26 protein-coding genes are annotated in these 16,394 nt (G+C 30.4%); all 26 read right to left on the bottom strand.

The genetic code is table 11. The features are described 5' to 3' along the window. Positions 1 to 18: 18 nt before the first annotated feature. Positions 19 to 375, bottom strand: a complete 357-nt coding sequence (locus QIA31_RS05770; protein ID WP_418905421.1) for a BBA14 family lipoprotein — start codon at positions 373 to 375, stop codon at positions 19 to 21. Continuing rightward, positions 368 to 703 carry a BlyB family putative holin accessory protein gene (locus tag QIA31_RS05765; RefSeq protein ID WP_418905420.1) on the bottom strand — a complete coding sequence of 112 codons (336 nt, stop codon included), beginning with the start codon at positions 701 to 703 and terminating at the stop codon, positions 368 to 370. Before QIA31_RS05765 ends, QIA31_RS05770 begins: the two co-directional genes overlap by 8 nt. Next, on the bottom strand, positions 693 to 1,040 hold the full coding sequence (locus QIA31_RS05760) for a BlyB family putative holin accessory protein (RefSeq protein WP_418905419.1): 348 nt from the start codon (positions 1,038 to 1,040) through the stop codon (positions 693 to 695). Before QIA31_RS05760 ends, QIA31_RS05765 begins: the two co-directional genes overlap by 11 nt. 3 nt (positions 1,041 to 1,043) lie before the next feature. Further along, positions 1,044 to 1,238 carry a BlyA family holin gene (locus tag QIA31_RS05755; RefSeq protein ID WP_418905418.1) on the bottom strand — a complete coding sequence of 65 codons (195 nt, stop codon included), beginning with the start codon at positions 1,236 to 1,238 and terminating at the stop codon, positions 1,044 to 1,046. A 76-nt stretch (positions 1,239 to 1,314) separates the two neighbouring features. Beyond that, the gene (locus tag QIA31_RS05750) at positions 1,315 to 2,130 is read right to left on the bottom strand and encodes a DUF685 domain-containing protein (protein WP_418905417.1); all 816 of its coding nucleotides are present in this window, start codon (positions 2,128 to 2,130) and stop codon (positions 1,315 to 1,317) included. An 11-nt stretch (positions 2,131 to 2,141) separates the two neighbouring features. Beyond that, a complete protein-coding gene (locus QIA31_RS05745) occupies positions 2,142 to 2,747 on the bottom strand; it encodes a DUF735 family protein (protein WP_418905447.1) in 606 nt (201 codons plus the stop codon). Positions 2,748 to 2,752: 5 nt separating this feature from the next. Continuing rightward, positions 2,753 to 3,631: a DUF276 domain-containing protein gene (locus tag QIA31_RS05740; RefSeq protein WP_418905446.1), complete on the bottom strand. Its 879-nt coding sequence runs from the start codon at positions 3,629 to 3,631 to the stop codon at positions 2,753 to 2,755. Further along, the gene (locus QIA31_RS05735) at positions 3,628 to 3,960 is read right to left on the bottom strand and encodes a contractile injection system sheath initiator (RefSeq protein WP_418905445.1); all 333 of its coding nucleotides are present in this window, start codon (positions 3,958 to 3,960) and stop codon (positions 3,628 to 3,630) included. Before QIA31_RS05735 ends, QIA31_RS05740 begins: the two co-directional genes overlap by 4 nt. 29 nt (positions 3,961 to 3,989) lie before the next feature. Beyond that, positions 3,990 to 4,535, bottom strand: a complete 546-nt coding sequence (locus tag QIA31_RS05730; RefSeq protein ID WP_418905444.1) for a DUF777 family protein — start codon at positions 4,533 to 4,535, stop codon at positions 3,990 to 3,992. 10 nt (positions 4,536 to 4,545) lie between these two features. Further along, positions 4,546 to 5,487, bottom strand: a complete 942-nt coding sequence (locus QIA31_RS05725) for a DUF693 family protein (protein WP_418905443.1) — start codon at positions 5,485 to 5,487, stop codon at positions 4,546 to 4,548. Between the two features lie 3 nt (positions 5,488 to 5,490). Beyond that, positions 5,491 to 6,072: a DUF792 family protein gene (locus QIA31_RS05720; protein WP_418905442.1), complete on the bottom strand. Its 582-nt coding sequence runs from the start codon at positions 6,070 to 6,072 to the stop codon at positions 5,491 to 5,493. A 23-nt stretch (positions 6,073 to 6,095) separates the two neighbouring features. Then, positions 6,096 to 7,385 (bottom strand): DUF759 family protein, encoded by a 1,290-nt coding sequence (locus QIA31_RS05715; RefSeq protein WP_418905441.1) that lies wholly within the window; start codon positions 7,383 to 7,385, stop codon positions 6,096 to 6,098. 7 nt (positions 7,386 to 7,392) lie between these two features. Beyond that, positions 7,393 to 7,632, bottom strand: coding sequence for a DUF1322 family protein (locus QIA31_RS05710; protein WP_031478566.1), 240 nt, complete (start codon positions 7,630 to 7,632; stop codon positions 7,393 to 7,395). After that, positions 7,626 to 8,078, bottom strand: coding sequence for a DUF1473 family protein (locus tag QIA31_RS05705; protein WP_418905388.1), 453 nt, complete (start codon positions 8,076 to 8,078; stop codon positions 7,626 to 7,628). The genes QIA31_RS05710 and QIA31_RS05705 overlap by 7 nt, the downstream gene beginning before the upstream one ends. A 21-nt stretch (positions 8,079 to 8,099) precedes the next feature. Next, positions 8,100 to 8,528 carry a DUF1463 family protein gene (locus QIA31_RS05700; RefSeq protein WP_215536397.1) on the bottom strand — a complete coding sequence of 143 codons (429 nt, stop codon included), beginning with the start codon at positions 8,526 to 8,528 and terminating at the stop codon, positions 8,100 to 8,102. 13 nt (positions 8,529 to 8,541) lie between these two features. Further along, positions 8,542 to 9,660 carry a DUF787 family protein gene (locus QIA31_RS05695; protein ID WP_418905440.1) on the bottom strand — a complete coding sequence of 373 codons (1,119 nt, stop codon included), beginning with the start codon at positions 9,658 to 9,660 and terminating at the stop codon, positions 8,542 to 8,544. Beyond that, complete coding sequence (locus QIA31_RS05690; RefSeq protein WP_151060838.1) at positions 9,641 to 10,210, bottom strand: DUF764 family protein; 570 nt, start codon at positions 10,208 to 10,210, stop codon at positions 9,641 to 9,643. Before QIA31_RS05690 ends, QIA31_RS05695 begins: the two co-directional genes overlap by 20 nt. Further along, positions 10,207 to 10,593: a hypothetical protein gene (locus QIA31_RS05685; protein ID WP_002658554.1), complete on the bottom strand. Its 387-nt coding sequence runs from the start codon at positions 10,591 to 10,593 to the stop codon at positions 10,207 to 10,209. Before QIA31_RS05685 ends, QIA31_RS05690 begins: the two co-directional genes overlap by 4 nt. After that, on the bottom strand, positions 10,584 to 10,964 hold the full coding sequence (locus QIA31_RS05680) for a DUF1506 family protein (protein ID WP_418905439.1): 381 nt from the start codon (positions 10,962 to 10,964) through the stop codon (positions 10,584 to 10,586). Before QIA31_RS05680 ends, QIA31_RS05685 begins: the two co-directional genes overlap by 10 nt. Further along, the gene (locus tag QIA31_RS05675) at positions 10,964 to 11,419 is read right to left on the bottom strand and encodes a DUF3890 domain-containing protein (protein WP_151060840.1); all 456 of its coding nucleotides are present in this window, start codon (positions 11,417 to 11,419) and stop codon (positions 10,964 to 10,966) included. The genes QIA31_RS05680 and QIA31_RS05675 overlap by 1 nt, the downstream gene beginning before the upstream one ends. 18 nt (positions 11,420 to 11,437) lie before the next feature. Next, positions 11,438 to 12,397, bottom strand: a complete 960-nt coding sequence (locus QIA31_RS05670; RefSeq protein ID WP_418905438.1) for a hypothetical protein — start codon at positions 12,395 to 12,397, stop codon at positions 11,438 to 11,440. Between the two features lie 21 nt (positions 12,398 to 12,418). Further along, the gene (locus QIA31_RS05665; protein WP_418905437.1) at positions 12,419 to 12,994 is read right to left on the bottom strand and encodes a DUF228 domain-containing protein; all 576 of its coding nucleotides are present in this window, start codon (positions 12,992 to 12,994) and stop codon (positions 12,419 to 12,421) included. Between the two features lie 15 nt (positions 12,995 to 13,009). Next, positions 13,010 to 13,798 carry a DUF228 domain-containing protein gene (locus QIA31_RS05660; RefSeq protein WP_418905436.1) on the bottom strand — a complete coding sequence of 263 codons (789 nt, stop codon included), beginning with the start codon at positions 13,796 to 13,798 and terminating at the stop codon, positions 13,010 to 13,012. Positions 13,799 to 13,804: 6 nt separating this feature from the next. Further along, positions 13,805 to 14,365, bottom strand: a complete 561-nt coding sequence (locus tag QIA31_RS05655; protein WP_418905379.1) for a DUF228 domain-containing protein — start codon at positions 14,363 to 14,365, stop codon at positions 13,805 to 13,807. Positions 14,366 to 14,376: 11 nt separating this feature from the next. Then, complete coding sequence (locus tag QIA31_RS05650) at positions 14,377 to 15,072, bottom strand: DUF1357 family protein (RefSeq protein ID WP_418905435.1); 696 nt, start codon at positions 15,070 to 15,072, stop codon at positions 14,377 to 14,379. 17 nt (positions 15,073 to 15,089) lie between these two features. Beyond that, complete coding sequence (locus QIA31_RS05645; protein ID WP_418905434.1) at positions 15,090 to 16,316, bottom strand: phage portal protein; 1,227 nt, start codon at positions 16,314 to 16,316, stop codon at positions 15,090 to 15,092. Positions 16,317 to 16,394: the final 78 nt, after the last annotated feature.

Below are 16,394 nucleotides of genomic sequence, written 5' to 3'. Positions count from 1 at the left end.
GAAAAACCTTTTTTTAATCTACATTTTTAAATTCGAATATTGATTATAGACTCTTTTTGCTATAGGCTTTGTTTTTTTAATGTACTCTAAAAGTAGTTTGATATTATGTTTTACTGAAGTTATAGAGTGTTCGTCTTTTAGTTCTGATAAGTCGGGATAAGTATATGTTGGATAATTTGGATCATTAACTTTAGATTTTGTTTTGGTTAAGAATGTTACAAGATACATAACATAATTTGATAGTTGTGCCTCATATTTAGTCAAAGATTCTAATGTTTGAATAATTGGCGGCTCCGGTTCTTTTGGCAAACTAGCAATAGTAGTACAACGTATTAGTAGTAAAGCAATTAATAAGTAGTTTACTAATCTAAGCATTTTCACCCCTTTTGAGAGTGTTTACATACTCTTTCATGATTTTATTGCGTTTTACTTTTAGTGAAGATATGATTCTTTTACTTTTGTTACTAGAAATAGCCTCTATTATCTCAATATTGTAGTTCACGATGTTTTGTATTTCTTCAAATATTTTCATTGATTCGGCCTTTTCCATAGATTTTAGGGTTCCAATATATGTTTTATAGAAAAAATCTATTACTTTACTAAAAGTATTAATGTAGTTATGATCTATGTTTGTTTCAGCTTTAGCTATGTTAGTCAAGTTGGACAGTAAATTAACCCCTAAACCAATAGTGTTATTTTGCATTATTTGCTCCTTCTTGATAGATAGGTTTTCCTTCTTTGTTAAATTTTAAATTGTTGGATATTTTTAGATTTTTTTCATCAGAGTTAACTAGATCAATACAATGATTGATTTTCTCATTTATGGGCGCTAGTGTTTTAGCTATTGCTGGAGTTAATGCATTCTCAAGTCTTTCCATATTTGATTCATAGATTAATTTGTAATTAGAATATAGTTCATAAACTAAAAAAAATCCTTTATGTGCAATCTTATCAAATTCACCTTCAAATTTAGAAAATATGTCAATAAGTTTTGATATAGATGCAAGTCCAATTTCAAGATTATCTTTAGATAATTTCATAAATTAATCCTGGTTTTTAACATTATTATTGCTATTGCTATTTTTAAAAATTTTGCCTATTACTATAGATAATATGTCTTTTAGTAAAGGTTTTAGAAGAATTAATCCTCCTAGAATTAGTACTGTTACAAAAATCATTACTGCTATAAGTTTTATTTCATTTAGATTTATAAGAAGTTCGGTTATTTTTATATCCATTTTTTTAATCCTTAATTTTAATTTTTTATTTACATATATATTATATACCAAAACTATAAATTTTTGACAAAAAAAATTATAGTTTTGCAAGATATGGAATCGGAATTCCCGAACTCATAACTCTTTTTTGGACATACCATCCAGTATATATAGGAACTAAAATTCCTAGGTCCTTGATGGCGTTTTCATGTGCATAGACCAAATGTTTTTCAGATTCATCAAAATATTTTAAATATGCTAATTTGTTTGAACTATCGTTTTTATGTATTATATTAAGCTCAATATCAAGGTAAATGGGCTTATTGTCAGTATTTTTGTGAAAAACAATATTGATTTCGTCAGAGTCTTCCATTACAATTGTTCTTTTTTTATTTGTGTAGTCCTCAGGATAAAGCCAAATACCCCTATAATTGCCGCCAAAGGAAAAATCTGATGGCACTCCAGTTAATTGTTTGGGAACTCGAGTTTTTAGAATTTTGTTTGAATCGGGCATTATCAAAAGAGAGTCTGATTCAGATAGAGTAGCTAATGATATACTATTTGTAAGTTGTGATTTTATTTTACTAAAAAGGTTAGAAATATTAGTTGAATCGTTGTTAATTAGTTTTTCTATTATTTGAGTGTAAATTTTTTCTATAAAACTTGTATTTCCTGCAAGTTCTTCTGCGATTGTGCTTTTGATTATCTCTTTAAAGTAACTCAGTCCTTCACCTTTAAAAGTTTTGTCTTTAGTGGTTTTCAAAAAATTTTCATAAGTAATAGCGTTGCAACTTGCAGCGCCATCATCAAGTAGTAAAAGGTCCGTGTTCTTAACCTCATTAACCCTATTTAAATCTTTAATTTGAACCGTTTCTTCTTCATCAATTAGTAATTTTTCTTTATCTATGGCCATTAAGCCCCCCTTTAATTGTTAAAAGTGATAATATTTTTACCATCTTTGTCATTAATTTTAAGAATTTTTCCAATAGGAATAATTCTTTTTATAAATGCATAAATTGAATGATCATAACCTTTAGGAATTGAGTTGAATACTAAAGCCTTTTTAGATATAGCGTATTCCGGGTTCTTTTCTTTAATTAGTATTTTTTTAGGCCTCTTGCCTTTTGCAGTGCTAGGGGAAATAAATGTGATAAAGTTTGTTTTTATTGCCCCTTTTAGGGAAATATCAATAACACCAGCTTCTGGTGTAGTAACTGAAATATCCACATTCAAAAAAGCCTTGAAAATCAGTCTAAATGATTCATCAGTACCAATATGGCGTAAAGCAAAAATAACACTATTAATATTACTTGTAATGCTTTTTAAAGTTTGAGTTTTTGCATGAAAAATTGATAAGACTTGAGATATCCATATAGCAATATACCTTGACTTCACGTTTTCTTTTGCATCAATGGATATGAAGTTAGAATTAAGGAACTTGAGTTCATTAAGCAGTTGTTGTGCATATTTAGTTTCTGTAATTAGCAATTTATGAACTTGAGTATCTTGCAAAAAATTGGGTATTTTCATATATATTAAGTATCAATGTCAATAAGTAGTCGATCAGTTGTATTGAAAATCATTATTGTATCATCAGTAATGGAAATATCTTGATTTTTTTTAAAATCGCTATCACTAATTTTTGAAATACTTTCAGTGTCTGTATCTTTAATACAAACTTTAATTTCCATAAACTTAATCCCTTTTACTTCGTTAACTGGAGCAAAAAAGTCTTGATATTCAAAACTAATTCCCATATCAGAATAGTTGTTTGCAATAATCCTAGAATATATATCTCTAATTTGAGAGTCTATGTTTAAGTAGAGATAGTTTTTAAGATCGAGTTTATACTTTACTTTCATGTAAACATATTTTCTTTTGCCGAGTGATATTTTATAAGATTTTCGTTGTCCAGTTGGATTGAGCCCGTCAATTTCTATGTCTCCATCAAGTAAAGTACCACTAGGAGTTGTAAAATATAATATTTCCCAAAGTTGAGCCTTGAATTCAGAATTGTTAATATTAGTTTTACTGCTATCTAGTAAATCTTCTTTTAGAATTAGATATATATTAGCTTTACCAGCTGAACTTTTGATATTTGCGTACTCTACTCCATTAAGATTAAGCAAAGCAGTGCGCACTGCGCTATAAGTTGTGCTTTTAGGGGAAATGTGCTTTTCAATAGCAGCCCAATAGGTACCACCCGGTTTCATTTTAGAAAAAAATAGATTAAGTTCAGCAATTACTTCTTCTTCAATCAATGCTAAAGAAGAGGCAATTATGTTGTAAATCGAGCTGTTATTATCATCAATATTAATTCCATAATTTACGCTCAAGTATTCCCTTTTGGATTTTACTATATCCTTAATTGTACGCTTTAGAATGCCAAAATCAGAATCAAAAACAATACTCATAAATCAAACTCCATATTCAAAACATCGCCCGGAAAAAAAAATGATATGTGTACTTTACGGGTTTGTATAGTAAGTGAAATATTAACTAAATCTAAGTTAAGCCCTTTAGATATTTCATATAAATAGTTTTTTACGGCTTGAAGATTGTTAATTTTGAGTAATTTCAAAAGTAAATAGTAGTCCAGTCCCCAATTAGGGGCATAACTTAAACAACCCGTGAAAGTTTTTAAAAATATGAATAATTTTTGTTTTTGCTCTTCAATCCCATCAACAAGCAATGTATCATTATTAAATATCAATTCAAAATTATTGCCGATTCTTAAATCCATACTAGTAATTATACCATATTTAGCAAAAATTATGTTAACAAGTTGTTGATATCAGTGGTAATTTTAGATGTTTTTACTCTTAAACTTGCATAGTCAATGGTTGAGTCCCCTATGATAGTTATACTATTAATAGCACTGATAATATTATCTAAAATTTTTTTTAAGCTAGTTGTTTGATTGGCTATTTCAATTGTACTATTTGTTTTTATCTTAATATTATCACAAATTAGATTCAAAGTTTTTGGGCTAATTGCACTAAGTATATAGAAATGATGTTTGTCAAAATGAATATTATCATTTTTATCAAAAATGTTAACACTTGATTGAAGTAGTAAAACGGTGTCGTCTTCTGATAGTTCAAGATTTATATTAGATATATTTTTTGTGTGAATTTCTAAATCCTCAAACTCGGGTATTATAACTATAGCCTCTTGAGTTTGCTGTTTAAATTCTTTTATAGTGCCAATTCGAGTTATGAAAATGTTTGAATAAATCCAATTTTTAATGTCCTCTTGTGTTAATGTATGGCCATAAAGGCGCTGTTGCATTCTGTAAATTTCATAGTCTTGACTCATTTAAACCTCTTTATTTTTTTAGTCTAATGCTATTAGAATCGTCATACAGTTTAAGTAACAATGAACACTCCCCTATATTGCTAAGTTTGGCGGTTGTTTCTTGTATGGTGTTTTTGATAACATTTCCCAGCCCATCAATAAATGAAACTTTATCCCCAACTCTTAGTTTATGTGTGTAAAATATTTGAGCGTTCCAATATATAAATCTTATATTATATGTTGTGCCTAAACTAATCTCTTGTTGGGGGATAAATTCAAGTCCATAATCTTCTAAGGCCTCGTAGTTTGCGTATTTTCCAGTTGTTGTATAATTGCTAAATATAAAATTGCATTCAACTTCATCCGTACTAGTTCCAATATCAGCTATTATGTTATGAATATATGTACCCTTCATTTTTTCAATAAATTCTTTTGGTGTTGATGCATAAATATTTTTGTTAATGATTTTAAAACGGTCCTTTTCATCCATATTAATAATATTGCGATTTGGAAATGCCGATTTTATTGCATTTTCAACTGTCATTTCTTTGAAGTTTTTACACTTCAGCTCGCGATTAAAAAAGTTGGTTTTAGATACTAAACGAACATCAAGTTCAACACTAAAATCTCCACCAGGATAATCAGTGCTCATAGGAATTCCCAAATAGCCTGCCATTATGAAGTCAAATTTTTTTTCATAGGCAAATTTCTTATAATATATTTTTACTATGTCTCTTTCCATAATGTTGTTGGTGAAGTCTATAGGCAAGTTCCAAAGTACAATTTTTGCTTGTTTGGATTTTACAAAATTGTAATTTGAATACGTGTTGTATATTGAAATATCAACATGAATTCCATTTTGTGTATTGATAACAATTTTAGGAGTTTTTTCTGGAAAAGAATCTCCATGAGTTGATTTTTTTGACTTATCTATATTGTAAAACTCAATCTTAAAGTCGTAACTTAGCAACATTAATTATCCTTTATATTTTTCTAAAGAGAATGTTTTTACTATTTCCATTGATAGACTCACTTCAATTTCATCAATATAGGGTGTATCTCTAAATGTCAAATTTGTAATTATGGCCAATTCTTTAAGGCCAAAAGTTGGGCTGTAGACACTAAAGGGAACTTGAGCTTGTAGTCTATTGGCTAGTTGTTCTTTTACAAAATGTACATCGAACCGTAGCATAGAATTTCCAAAAGGAGTCACTTTGAGTGGGGAGAGCATTTCTTTATATAAGGACGTTAATACTGCGCCATTTAATGATATGTTTTCTCCTATCATAGAAGGGTTGTAGCTAACATGTTCTGATTTTCTATTATAATAGTTAATAACCGGTCTTTTAGAGTAGGTAGTAGTATAAGTTCGTGTTATAAGTTCATTTTTTGGTTTTATAAAAAACAATTGAGGAACATATCCAAAACCCCTAAAATCAGGCCTTGGGAAAAGCACTAAAAAGTTATCTGCTCCAAAAAGGGCAAATATTTGGGTTGTTACATCTCTTACTATTTGAAAAATCTCTGCAGAAGATATAGACTTGCTATTAATATCCATAAACAATTACCATTTTATCAAAATCATGGGCCACTTATATTATTATCTTGTGAAGGGCCGCCGTTTTTATTGTCATTTCCAATGATGTTACTCAATGTATTGTTCACCCTATTAACTACTTCATTTGCTATATTTGGAAATAACTTTGAGGGATTAAGAAATGCAAAAATATCTTTCATTCCCCGAATTAAAGGATTCACTATATGTGTCTCTACATTAAAATCAGTAAAGTATTTAGCAATGGTGTTAATAGCGTTAAGCAGTGGGTTTAAAACAGAAGTGGTCAATTTTGCAAGAGTTTCTTCAGCTGTAGCCACATTGCTTTGAATACTATCATAAGCGTCAGAAGCTTGCATAATATTTAAAGAATTTAAATCATTTAACATTTTATGAAGCATAGTTATTCTAGATTCTAAATTTGTTTGAGAATCTAATTGCCAATTTAATTTTTCCGTTTCTAAATAGGCTTTACCAATTCCTTCGAATTGTTTCATTAACTCAAAAAGAGAGTCTCCATTTCCCCTAAGTAATTCATCAACAGTAGCAACAGCGTCATCGTTACTAGCTGCAGCGCCACTAGCTTTAAGCTTGGCTGCAAACCCTACTGCTTTTTTTAAACTATTTGTGTCTTCAAAACCCAATTCCATTAGAGAACCTTTTAATGTGCTCGCTTTACGCAAAAAATCTTCTTTTTCTAGGCTGCGTTCAAAACCTTTCATATGTCCAATAACCCCAAAAAGCTCATTGCGCTCCTTTTTTGTAAAAACTGCGTTATTAAGAAGTTTCATTTTGTTTGTTTTAGTGGCCTCCTCAACTGAATTTTTAGCAAATCCTAAAGCCCCACTCGAAACTTTGCCAATAACGTTGCTAATAACATTTCCAATGGTGCTACCTATAGCAATTTTGGCAACAAATCCTTTTCCTTGAGAACTCGATGACATTTTACTTTTTGCTTTTGATTCTTTTGCAAGTTTTTTATACTCTAGTCGCCTTTTATCTCTATCAGCCATTAATGATCTTTTGAACGCCTCTTTTCTAGCTTTTTCAAAACTCATACCTTGCTTTATAAGCTTTTTAGTTTCTGTAAGTCTATATTTTTCAATACGTTCTCTTAAGTTTTCAAATTTAGATTGTTTGCTAAGTTCTTCTTTCTTATCTAATAAATTACTTTTAACAATATCTTTAGTACTACCCAAACTAGATTTTCTAGGCTTAAGATATTTCTCCATTTTGGTAATATCTTGTTCAATAGCCTTTTTTGTTGCTGCATGATCAAGAACGCCTTTAAATTTAATGGTGAATTTTTCGCTCATTAGGGCCTCATTTGCTCAAAATTAATTCAAACAATTGTTTTTCTAATTTTAAATTGGCAATTTGATTGACCTCAATAAGTTCGTCATAAGGCAATTTCTTAACTTCGTTGTACGAGCAAATATTCATAATTATTGGGAAGTAATATTTATTGTTTTTTATCTCCTCAACCAACTTAAAATACTTTTTTCTGCTATCATTAAGATTTTCAATAGCTTTATCAATATCTCTATTTTTGTGCTTTAGCATTGACTAGTGTCCAGCTCATTGAAATTAGGTGTAAGTAAAGCTGTTACTTTTTCATAATCAAAATTATCATCAATATAGTCAAAAGCAACAAAATCACCAACATTATTTTCATATTCACTCAAATATACTAAGGCGGGTTTTTTCAAATCATTATCCATGTGAAAAGTATTGAATTGCGCGGTGTAAATAATAGCAACAAGATAGTCTTTATAATAGGCAATAAATTCTCTATTCGCATCTAGAATCACATAGAATTCGTCTAAAAATTTTGGACTTATCATTAAGCTTGTAATTTCTCTTAGGTATTTTACTTCATTAAGTTTAGAAATGGCGTCATTTTGATTGAATCCTAATACTTGATCCCATTCATAGACTGGCAATACTCTTAGTGGGTATTCGTAGGTTTTGTTTTTAGTCAAAATTTTCATTTTATATCTCATTATCATAGAAAGAATCTCCTTTTAATTTTAATTTTTGTTTGGGTGTGTTTTTTGGCAATTAATAGCCCTAATTTCAAAAGTCACTTTTTCAGCTTCTGCAGAATAACTTCTTGATGGTTCTTCAGTAAAAATTGCATAGTTAGTAATAATTTTGGTAGCAATTCTATCATTGAATACTAAATCAAGCATTTTTTCATATTTGCTAATATCCATGTTGTAAAACTGGTTATCTGAAATTTCAGTTAACAAAATATAGTCATAACTACCCAGGGTAACTTCAATATTGAAAATATAAGTTATTGTTTTAGGATCCCTCAAGCTTATTACGGGCATTCCCCTATCTTCAGTGCTAAGCACTGCTCTAGTTGTGGGTTCACTTGTAAGTTCTAACTTACCACTATGCAGCTGTCTACCACCGATTGAAAAATAAACTTCTCTTAAATCATAAAATTGCATAATTTTTAACTCCTTATCCCCTTAAACTATTTTGATAATCAACTATATCTTGAGAAGTAATTACCAAAGCAACAAAATTAATACTAAAGTTATAAGTAATATTCACGCTAAGTTCCAATTTTAGAATTGAAGATGGAGATAGTATAAGCTTTAAGTCTTTATACTGAATAATCAATCCCCTATCAATAAACTTTTTAAGTAGGCATTCAATTGCAGAAGTATACGCATTGTCCTTAGCCCCACTAAGTTGCAGTTCAGATAATTTACTGTTTTGTCTATTGTTTTTGTTCCAAATTCGAATAAGCTCAATAATCGCCTCGTTTTTTATATAATGATACGTAAAAAGCTCGTCTATTGAATTTCCAGCTAGATCAACCCCTTCTTTAAAAGCATTTATGCCATCAAGACCAGTTTCATTAAGAAGTGAGTAAAAGTTGATATTTGCGGTTCTTAATTTTGTAATTGCCGTATCATCAATAAGTGGTACAGCGGCCAATGGTATACCATAAGGATTAACAGAATGGAAAATGCTAGCTTGATGTAAATACACGCTTACAAATTTTAGGTGTAAATTATCTCTATTGTTACTATAAATAACAATATTTCTTGTTTTATCAGTATTGCTTTTACCATTATTGAAAATTCCTTTTATTGAATCTTCTTTAGTTGAGAATACAAAAAAAGTTGAGTGCATTTTGAACTTATTATAGTCTTCTTTATAAAGAGTTAGTCCATCATCGTCTAAATTGTCATTTTGAGTGTTAATAAGCACAACAAAAGAGTGTCTATGTGCTTTAAGGTAATCTTTTAGTTTTTCGGGCTTATCCTTATAGATAAAAAGCATAGCTGATTTTAACGACTCTTCGCTTGAATTGAAAAAATCAGTCATTGCGGTTTTTAGTAGTGTTTTTTCTTTTTCAAACTGATTGTTACTATCCCCAGTATCTTTTTCTAAAGTTTCAATTTGTTGTTCATAGTTATTAACAGTCAAGCTCAATATTTTACAATCATCATTATCTTTATTAACTTTTATTTTGGCTGCTTTATAAACCAAAAGTGGATTATAATAATTGGGCTTGCTAGCTTGAATTCTAGAAGTAACCAAACTTACATTAATTGTATCTTGCGGCAATTTCGTATTTCTCCTTTAAAATTTCAGTTATTTTTACATTAGCAGTGAATGCTACAGAAGAACTGTATGCATGGTTGCTATATTTTGTACCTAAATTAATCAATCCAACTGTTTGCATATTAGATATTGGATAAATGTAAAAGTTAATTTTATTTACATATGCGGGTTGATATGGACTTGCTAGAGTATACTTATGGGTTCTATTGTGTAGGAATTCGCTAAGCATAGCATAAAGTATTAGCATTCTTGAATTAGCTTCAAAATCTTTAGAATTTAACACTACTACAATAATATATACTTGAAAATCTATGCTAAATTCCAAAGCATTTTCATAAAATGCACCAGTTTTAGAATTATGATCAAATAGATGTTTTGTACCATCAAATTTCAATGCTATTATATTAGGGCTAGCAGTTGTAATTTTTGAAAGATAGGGGTGATTGTAAGTATTTATGATATCACATTCAAAATTATTTTCAGTTGCATAGATCTTAAATCCTTGAAATATTTTAAGTAAATAGCTTAAGATTGTATCTAAATTCAAAATCATTCAATTACCTTATAAGTGAGTTCTGATAACATTTTAGACGTATCAACAAGTGGAACTGATGCGGTGTTACTACCTTTTTTTGACTTACTTTCGATTGTGCTAGCCTTTAAACCCGGTGTAACTTGCCCTGATAGCACATAATTTTGGTAATATCTGATAAAAGCTTGTCCAATAGCATTTATTCCCAATTTAGGGTCAATATTAAATTTTGAATTTATATAACTATTGTTGATATATTCTCTAAATTCTGTGCTACCAGCAATTTTAGTTAAATGTTTTCTTGCTGGTAAATTAACGCTCCCTTTTTCATGCATTCTAGCAATATTAGAACGACCCCCAAACCAGCCAATTTCTAACTCAATTGTAAATTTTTCTATGTCCATATAAATTCCTTTAAAACTAAAGTAAAGTAGCCAATTGATGTGTCAATGCTAAATATTTCAAAGTAAACTGAATCTGAAATTGATATTCTATCTTTTAGTTCATAGTTGAGATTTTGATATGTGTAAAGTTTAGAATACCCTTGAATATCAGATATATTGGAGTCATAAAGCATTGTAAGTTCTCTTGGCTTTATGTCAATAATAACGCCAATAAATTCAGTGTACTCATTCTTGTCAAATATTCGTTGATAAGAGTCGTCATTTTCAAGCTTTATAATGTTTCCTTTATAGAATCTTAGAGTTTCAGAATCCTTAAAGGAGTTAATCATACGTACAGACATATTTGCTAGTCTTTTCCTAACACTATTCACTAGACAACTCCTAAACATGATGGTGTTAGGGTTTCTCTTTTTAGTTTTTCTAAAAATGCATCAAATTGTAAGCAAAAGTTTTTGTTTGAGCTACAACTTTCTCCACCACCTTCACTTCCCCCATTACCACTAGGATAATAATCAAGTTCAAGTTCATTGAATTTCTCTTTTTTTATTCTTTCAAATTCAAATTCACGAACAACCCCTTGCTTTCTTAATTGACAACCCATATGATAAAAGGTGAGTAAAAATATTTGTTCATATGTAAGTGAACTCGCATCAATACCACTTGTTACTAGAATTGTATTAAGCAAGGATAAATGAAGTAGGAAATTTTGCCTGCTTAATGCAAACTGGTCTATTCCTAATAACAATAGGACTTCAGAATGAAGTTTTGTTACTAAAAGTTCTTCTTCATTCTGAAATTGTGTTTGCAAGTCTTTTTGTTCGCTCATTTTATTTGCCCCATGTATTTAGTTTTGTTTGATATTGACTTGCAAAATAGTATTTTTAGTAGCAAGCAATCCGCCTAAAACAAAATCAATGTATGAATGAGCAATATCAGTTGAGTCTCTATCAACTTGTTCATTTGGTGTAGGCAACATATACTTGCTAGGTTTAAACTTAATTAGTTCTGGATTTAATGGGTAAATCAGTATTTGGTGTTTTAGCAAATTTGAGGTTTCAATGTAAACATTCTCTCTATTATTAATAGCCTTAATAGTCTGAATCAAAACATCTTCCCATTTTTCACAACTAATTGCGTTAGCTTGTGTTGCTGCATATGGTTTTACCAATTTCAATGAAGTTGCTGGGTCAACTATTACCATCATAGGTGTAGAAAATTCATCGCCCAATTCTAACTTAGATAGGCCCGCCTCAATTTTTTCAAATATTTTTTCCATTTTGTCCTTATCAGCACTTTGAACTTCTTCTTTTATTTGTTCAGGCATATTAAGAAGTCCATACATATTAGGAAGTAAACGTTTTTGATTTTTTCCATCCTTTTGAATAGAAACAGTCCCAGTTAGCACAAAGTGATTAATAAGCTTGATAATTTCGCTGCTTGCAAGTTTATACGCTTGAGCAAAAGGCAATAAATTATTATTAATGTCTCCAATATACGAGTCCGAAGTGTAAAATTTTTCAGAAGTCTGTTTTAAGTGCCTAAATTTGTACTGCAATTTCAAATAATTAAGCCTTACTACTTGAGAACTAAACCCAATAGTTGATATAGTATTAACCTCATTGGCAATTGTTGTAGGATTGGCATTTAGAAACGCGTCCCATTTTACAGTTTTTTGATAGCCCATTTGAAGATCAGCATCTTCAATTTGTTCTGGTAAAAACCATTTATACATTATAGGGTCTTTAACTTCTCCTATAATATTAGCTACAGCTTTTGCATAATAATTTTCATCAAATAATTCCATATTTATTTCTCCTTAACATCATTAATTTTGACCTATGGCTTTATTGCCAAATACTACTACTTTTACCAAATAAACATCATCGTTAATTTTATTTGCATCAGATAATGCTATTGCATGAATAGTTCCCTTATTTGCTGGTGTTTCGGGTGCTTTTTCAAGAACACCGTTCTTATTGAAAATAAGCTTGTCTTTTGCTTTAGGCGTAGAATCTTTTGCTACCAAATACCCCTCAAAATTATTAGTAATTGGAACAATAGTAGCTGTTTTGCTAAAATCATCTATATCAATGCATATTCCATATAAGTCTTCACCACCCCCAGCTTCAACATAAGGCTCATAATGAATTTCATTTTCTTTTTCCCCTTGAATAACCCTTTTAACTCCGCACTTGTATGGATATCCTAAAAATGGATGATTTTCCAATTTATCAAGTCTACTGGTTCTAGTGCCCATAGGGGTAAGAAATTTTATGTTTTTGTCTTTAAATTCAATTGAATTGTTAAGCAAATTAGCATACTGCTGTTGATTTTTCACAAACTTTTCCAGCTTACTTTTTTTGTCAATATAATCTTTTGCTACTTGTGTTGTATCTACCACTCAATTACCTCCCTTTTATTCTTCTATATCTAAAACAGCGTGGGGAACTATTTTTTTCTCAAGGCCCCTATTGCCAAAAATTGCAACTTTTATCAAATTGATAGAATAATTTTCTTTAGGCTTGATGATATGAGATTGATCCAAGTCCCCTTTTTCAAGCTCAAAATTGATTGTAAATGAATCAGATAATGCATAAGCATTAATTGCCGTCGATGGTTCACCATCAGCCTTGATAGTAACCCCGCTATTGTTAATATCTAATATTTCTCCTGCTTTTATGTTCAGATTTCTTGTGACAAGGTACCCTTCAAAGTTATTTGTAATTGGCAAAACATACGCGGTGCAACTAAACTCACATACATCAACACATATGCCATAAATATCAGTACTAGCACCAACATCAACATGTATAGAGTTCTCTTTTGGAACAAGTTTTACCCCACGCTTGTATGGAAAACTATTTTTTGGATCGTAAAAGTATTTCTCTATTTTGTCTGTAAAGCTTGAACATGCAAATATATAAGCATCAAAGCGCTCATTTTTTGACCTAAAACAACCATTAGAACTGCTAAAAACTTTATTTTCAATCGAACTCATTGATTTTGCATATTTTTTGAATTTCAAAAGGATATCATCAAGTTCATTACCTGAATCTAGATAATGATCTTTTGCCTGGTCATCTTCGGCTTGTCTTGCTTGGCGTTTAGCCCTGGGAGCAGTCGGTGAAACTTCTGGTTCTAAACTTAATTGCGAAGTATCATCAATCTCAAGACTTTTGCCTTGCCCCTTACCTTTTGCCACCATAATTTACTACCCCTTTATAGCTCTATTTCCAAAAACACTAGCAAGTACTATAAATAACTCTTCGGTTAATTTCTGTACTTTTGATAGCGCTATGGCATTAACAGTTTTATCAGCTCCAGTAGTCTTTTCAAGCTCACCATGTTGATTAAAATGCAGCTTATCACCTGGATTTACTCCATTTTGCCCATTTTTCTTAAATGTTAAATAACCCGTAAAGTTATTAGTAATTGGAATTACAGTTGCCATGCCACTAAACTCATCTATATCAGTGCATACTCCATATAAGTCATCCCCGCCTCCAGCCTCAACTTCAAGTTCTGATGCTCCATCATCACTAAAACTAAGTTTTACTCCGCGCTTGTAGGGATACCCTTTTACAGGATAATTTTCTATTTTGTCTTTACTACTGGTACGAACACCATCAGAATTTGAAAAAATTAGGTTTTTATCTCTAAACCCTAAAGAATTCCCTAATAAACTAGCATCCTGCTTAGGATTTTTCATCAATGCCTTAATCTCAGCAACTTTTTTATCAAATTCTTGTTTTATTTTTGTAATATCACTCATTAAAAACTCCTTTAAGCAATACTTGTTCTTTTGTTTCTTTTCAAGTTTTCATAAAACTGAACACGTTTTTGCTTATAAGTATTACTTACAGCTTGTACAAACTCCGCAAAATTAATTGGAACAAAATTAGAATCGAGCAAACTTACTTTTTCTTCTGGTTTAGCAACAATATTGCTTTTAATAAAGTCAATAGAAGAAGAATTGCTATTGGCATTTTTTCTTAATTTGATATTCACTTTAGCTAAAGAAACAAGTTGTTCTAATATTTCTCCATCAATATGGCTTATATCTGATACTTTGGCAATAGCTTTAATTTGTTCGCTTGGGACAAACTTGCGAACAAGTTCTCTACGTTGTGCTTGCATAATGTCTTTTAGCGTGTATCCTTTTGCAAGTAGTACTTCTTTATTGAAATGGCTGCTAAGGTGCGCTTTTGCTAGCGTATCAATTTCATTTATACGCTCAGCCTCCAACAGTAATTGCTTTTCAACACGTTCTCTCTCTTCAACTTCAGCAAGTTCTTTTGTTATTCGCTCATTTATAGTTAAATCACGAGTTGTCTCTTTAGGTTTTGCATTATTTGATTGTTCCTTTAAGCGCATATACTCTTCATACTCTCCAACACTTATAACTTTAGTATCAGATTGAATTTGAGATTCTTCTTTAACTTGTGCCTCACGTTCTTCTTTTTCTTCATTTTTAATCACTTTTTAGCTCCTCTTTTTCACAATGAAAATAATTTTTCTTTTAAGATCGCTAACTCCTCATTATTAAAGGAGTTACTTTGTATAAGCTCGTTATATTTACTGTAAAGCTCAATTAACTTAATATCTCTTTCAACTTTTTGATTTTCGCTTAACACAACTAGCGAATTAAACTTCATATCAAGCCCAAAATATTTAGTAAGTTTTAGGTTACAAGAGTTCTCAACTTGTTCTTGTACACCTTTTAGAAAATCATAATAATTGCTCCTATCACCTTTGCCATCATTTCCAAGTCCTTTAGCCTGCTCATTGAAACTTCTGGTTAAGGGTTCTTTAGTATCCGCACCAATTTTTGCCTTAATCAAGGCTAAAGCTTCTTTCAAATAACTAAGGTCATACTTAATAACTTCTAAACTAGCGCTGGGGGTAGCCGTATAAAACATCCCCTCATTATTAAGATTGTTTTTAAGCCTAGCAAGCTCATGTGCCAATGAGTCATTAAGGCTGCGTAAATTAGAAATATCTTTACTATGATTGTTTGAATTTTGTTTTCTCAAAAAAGAAGATAAAATGCCACTTCCTTTATCATTATTACTACTGTGCGTAAGTGCACTCAAAGAAGTTGTGGCACTAGAAAGTGCATCTTGTAGCTGAACCAAAGATTCATCTTTATAAAACAAAAAATTGTGGTTTTCAATACGCTTTTCTATTTCAACGTATATTTTTTCAAATAAGTAAATATCTAGCAAAAAACTTTCAGTATAGCATGGAACATATCTTTTCAAGATATGATCGAAATTTTCATATATTATAAGTCGGCTTTTGTGTATTTTGACCGTATCAAAAGAATTGCCCTTATTATTGATTTTTACTTTGTAAGTTATATAATCAAAGTCAACCCCCGAATCTCTTACAGATTCATAATCAAGGTATTCAAAACCAATAGGCAACTCTATATTAACGGGTTCTTCAAGATTCACTAGTGTATCTTTAGTTTTTACTAAAACATATCCAATTCCATGAAAACGGTAGCTTATAATACAATTAAGTAGGGCATTCTTAAGCTGAACCTTTAGTCCAGCAAGTTCAAGTTTACTAACATTATGACTAATGCTCTCAAGAACAAGTCCGTTCTTGAGACAGTCTTCTGCTACATTTTCAATGTAATTTCTAAAAAATATCGAATATCGATATAGTTCTAATGCACTTACTTTATCTACTAGTTTTGCTTTTCTTAAATTACACACTTTTTTATTTCTTATTCTTAATTTTCTTAATTAAATTACGTGTATAATAGCAAAAACTAATATTTTTGTCAATAAAAT

It is taken from the genome of [Borrelia] turdi (assembly GCF_030439285.2).
Classification (GTDB): Bacteria; Spirochaetota; Spirochaetia; order Borreliales; family Borreliaceae; genus Borreliella; species Borreliella turdi.
This window is presented reverse-complemented; position numbering and strand designations above follow the sequence as displayed.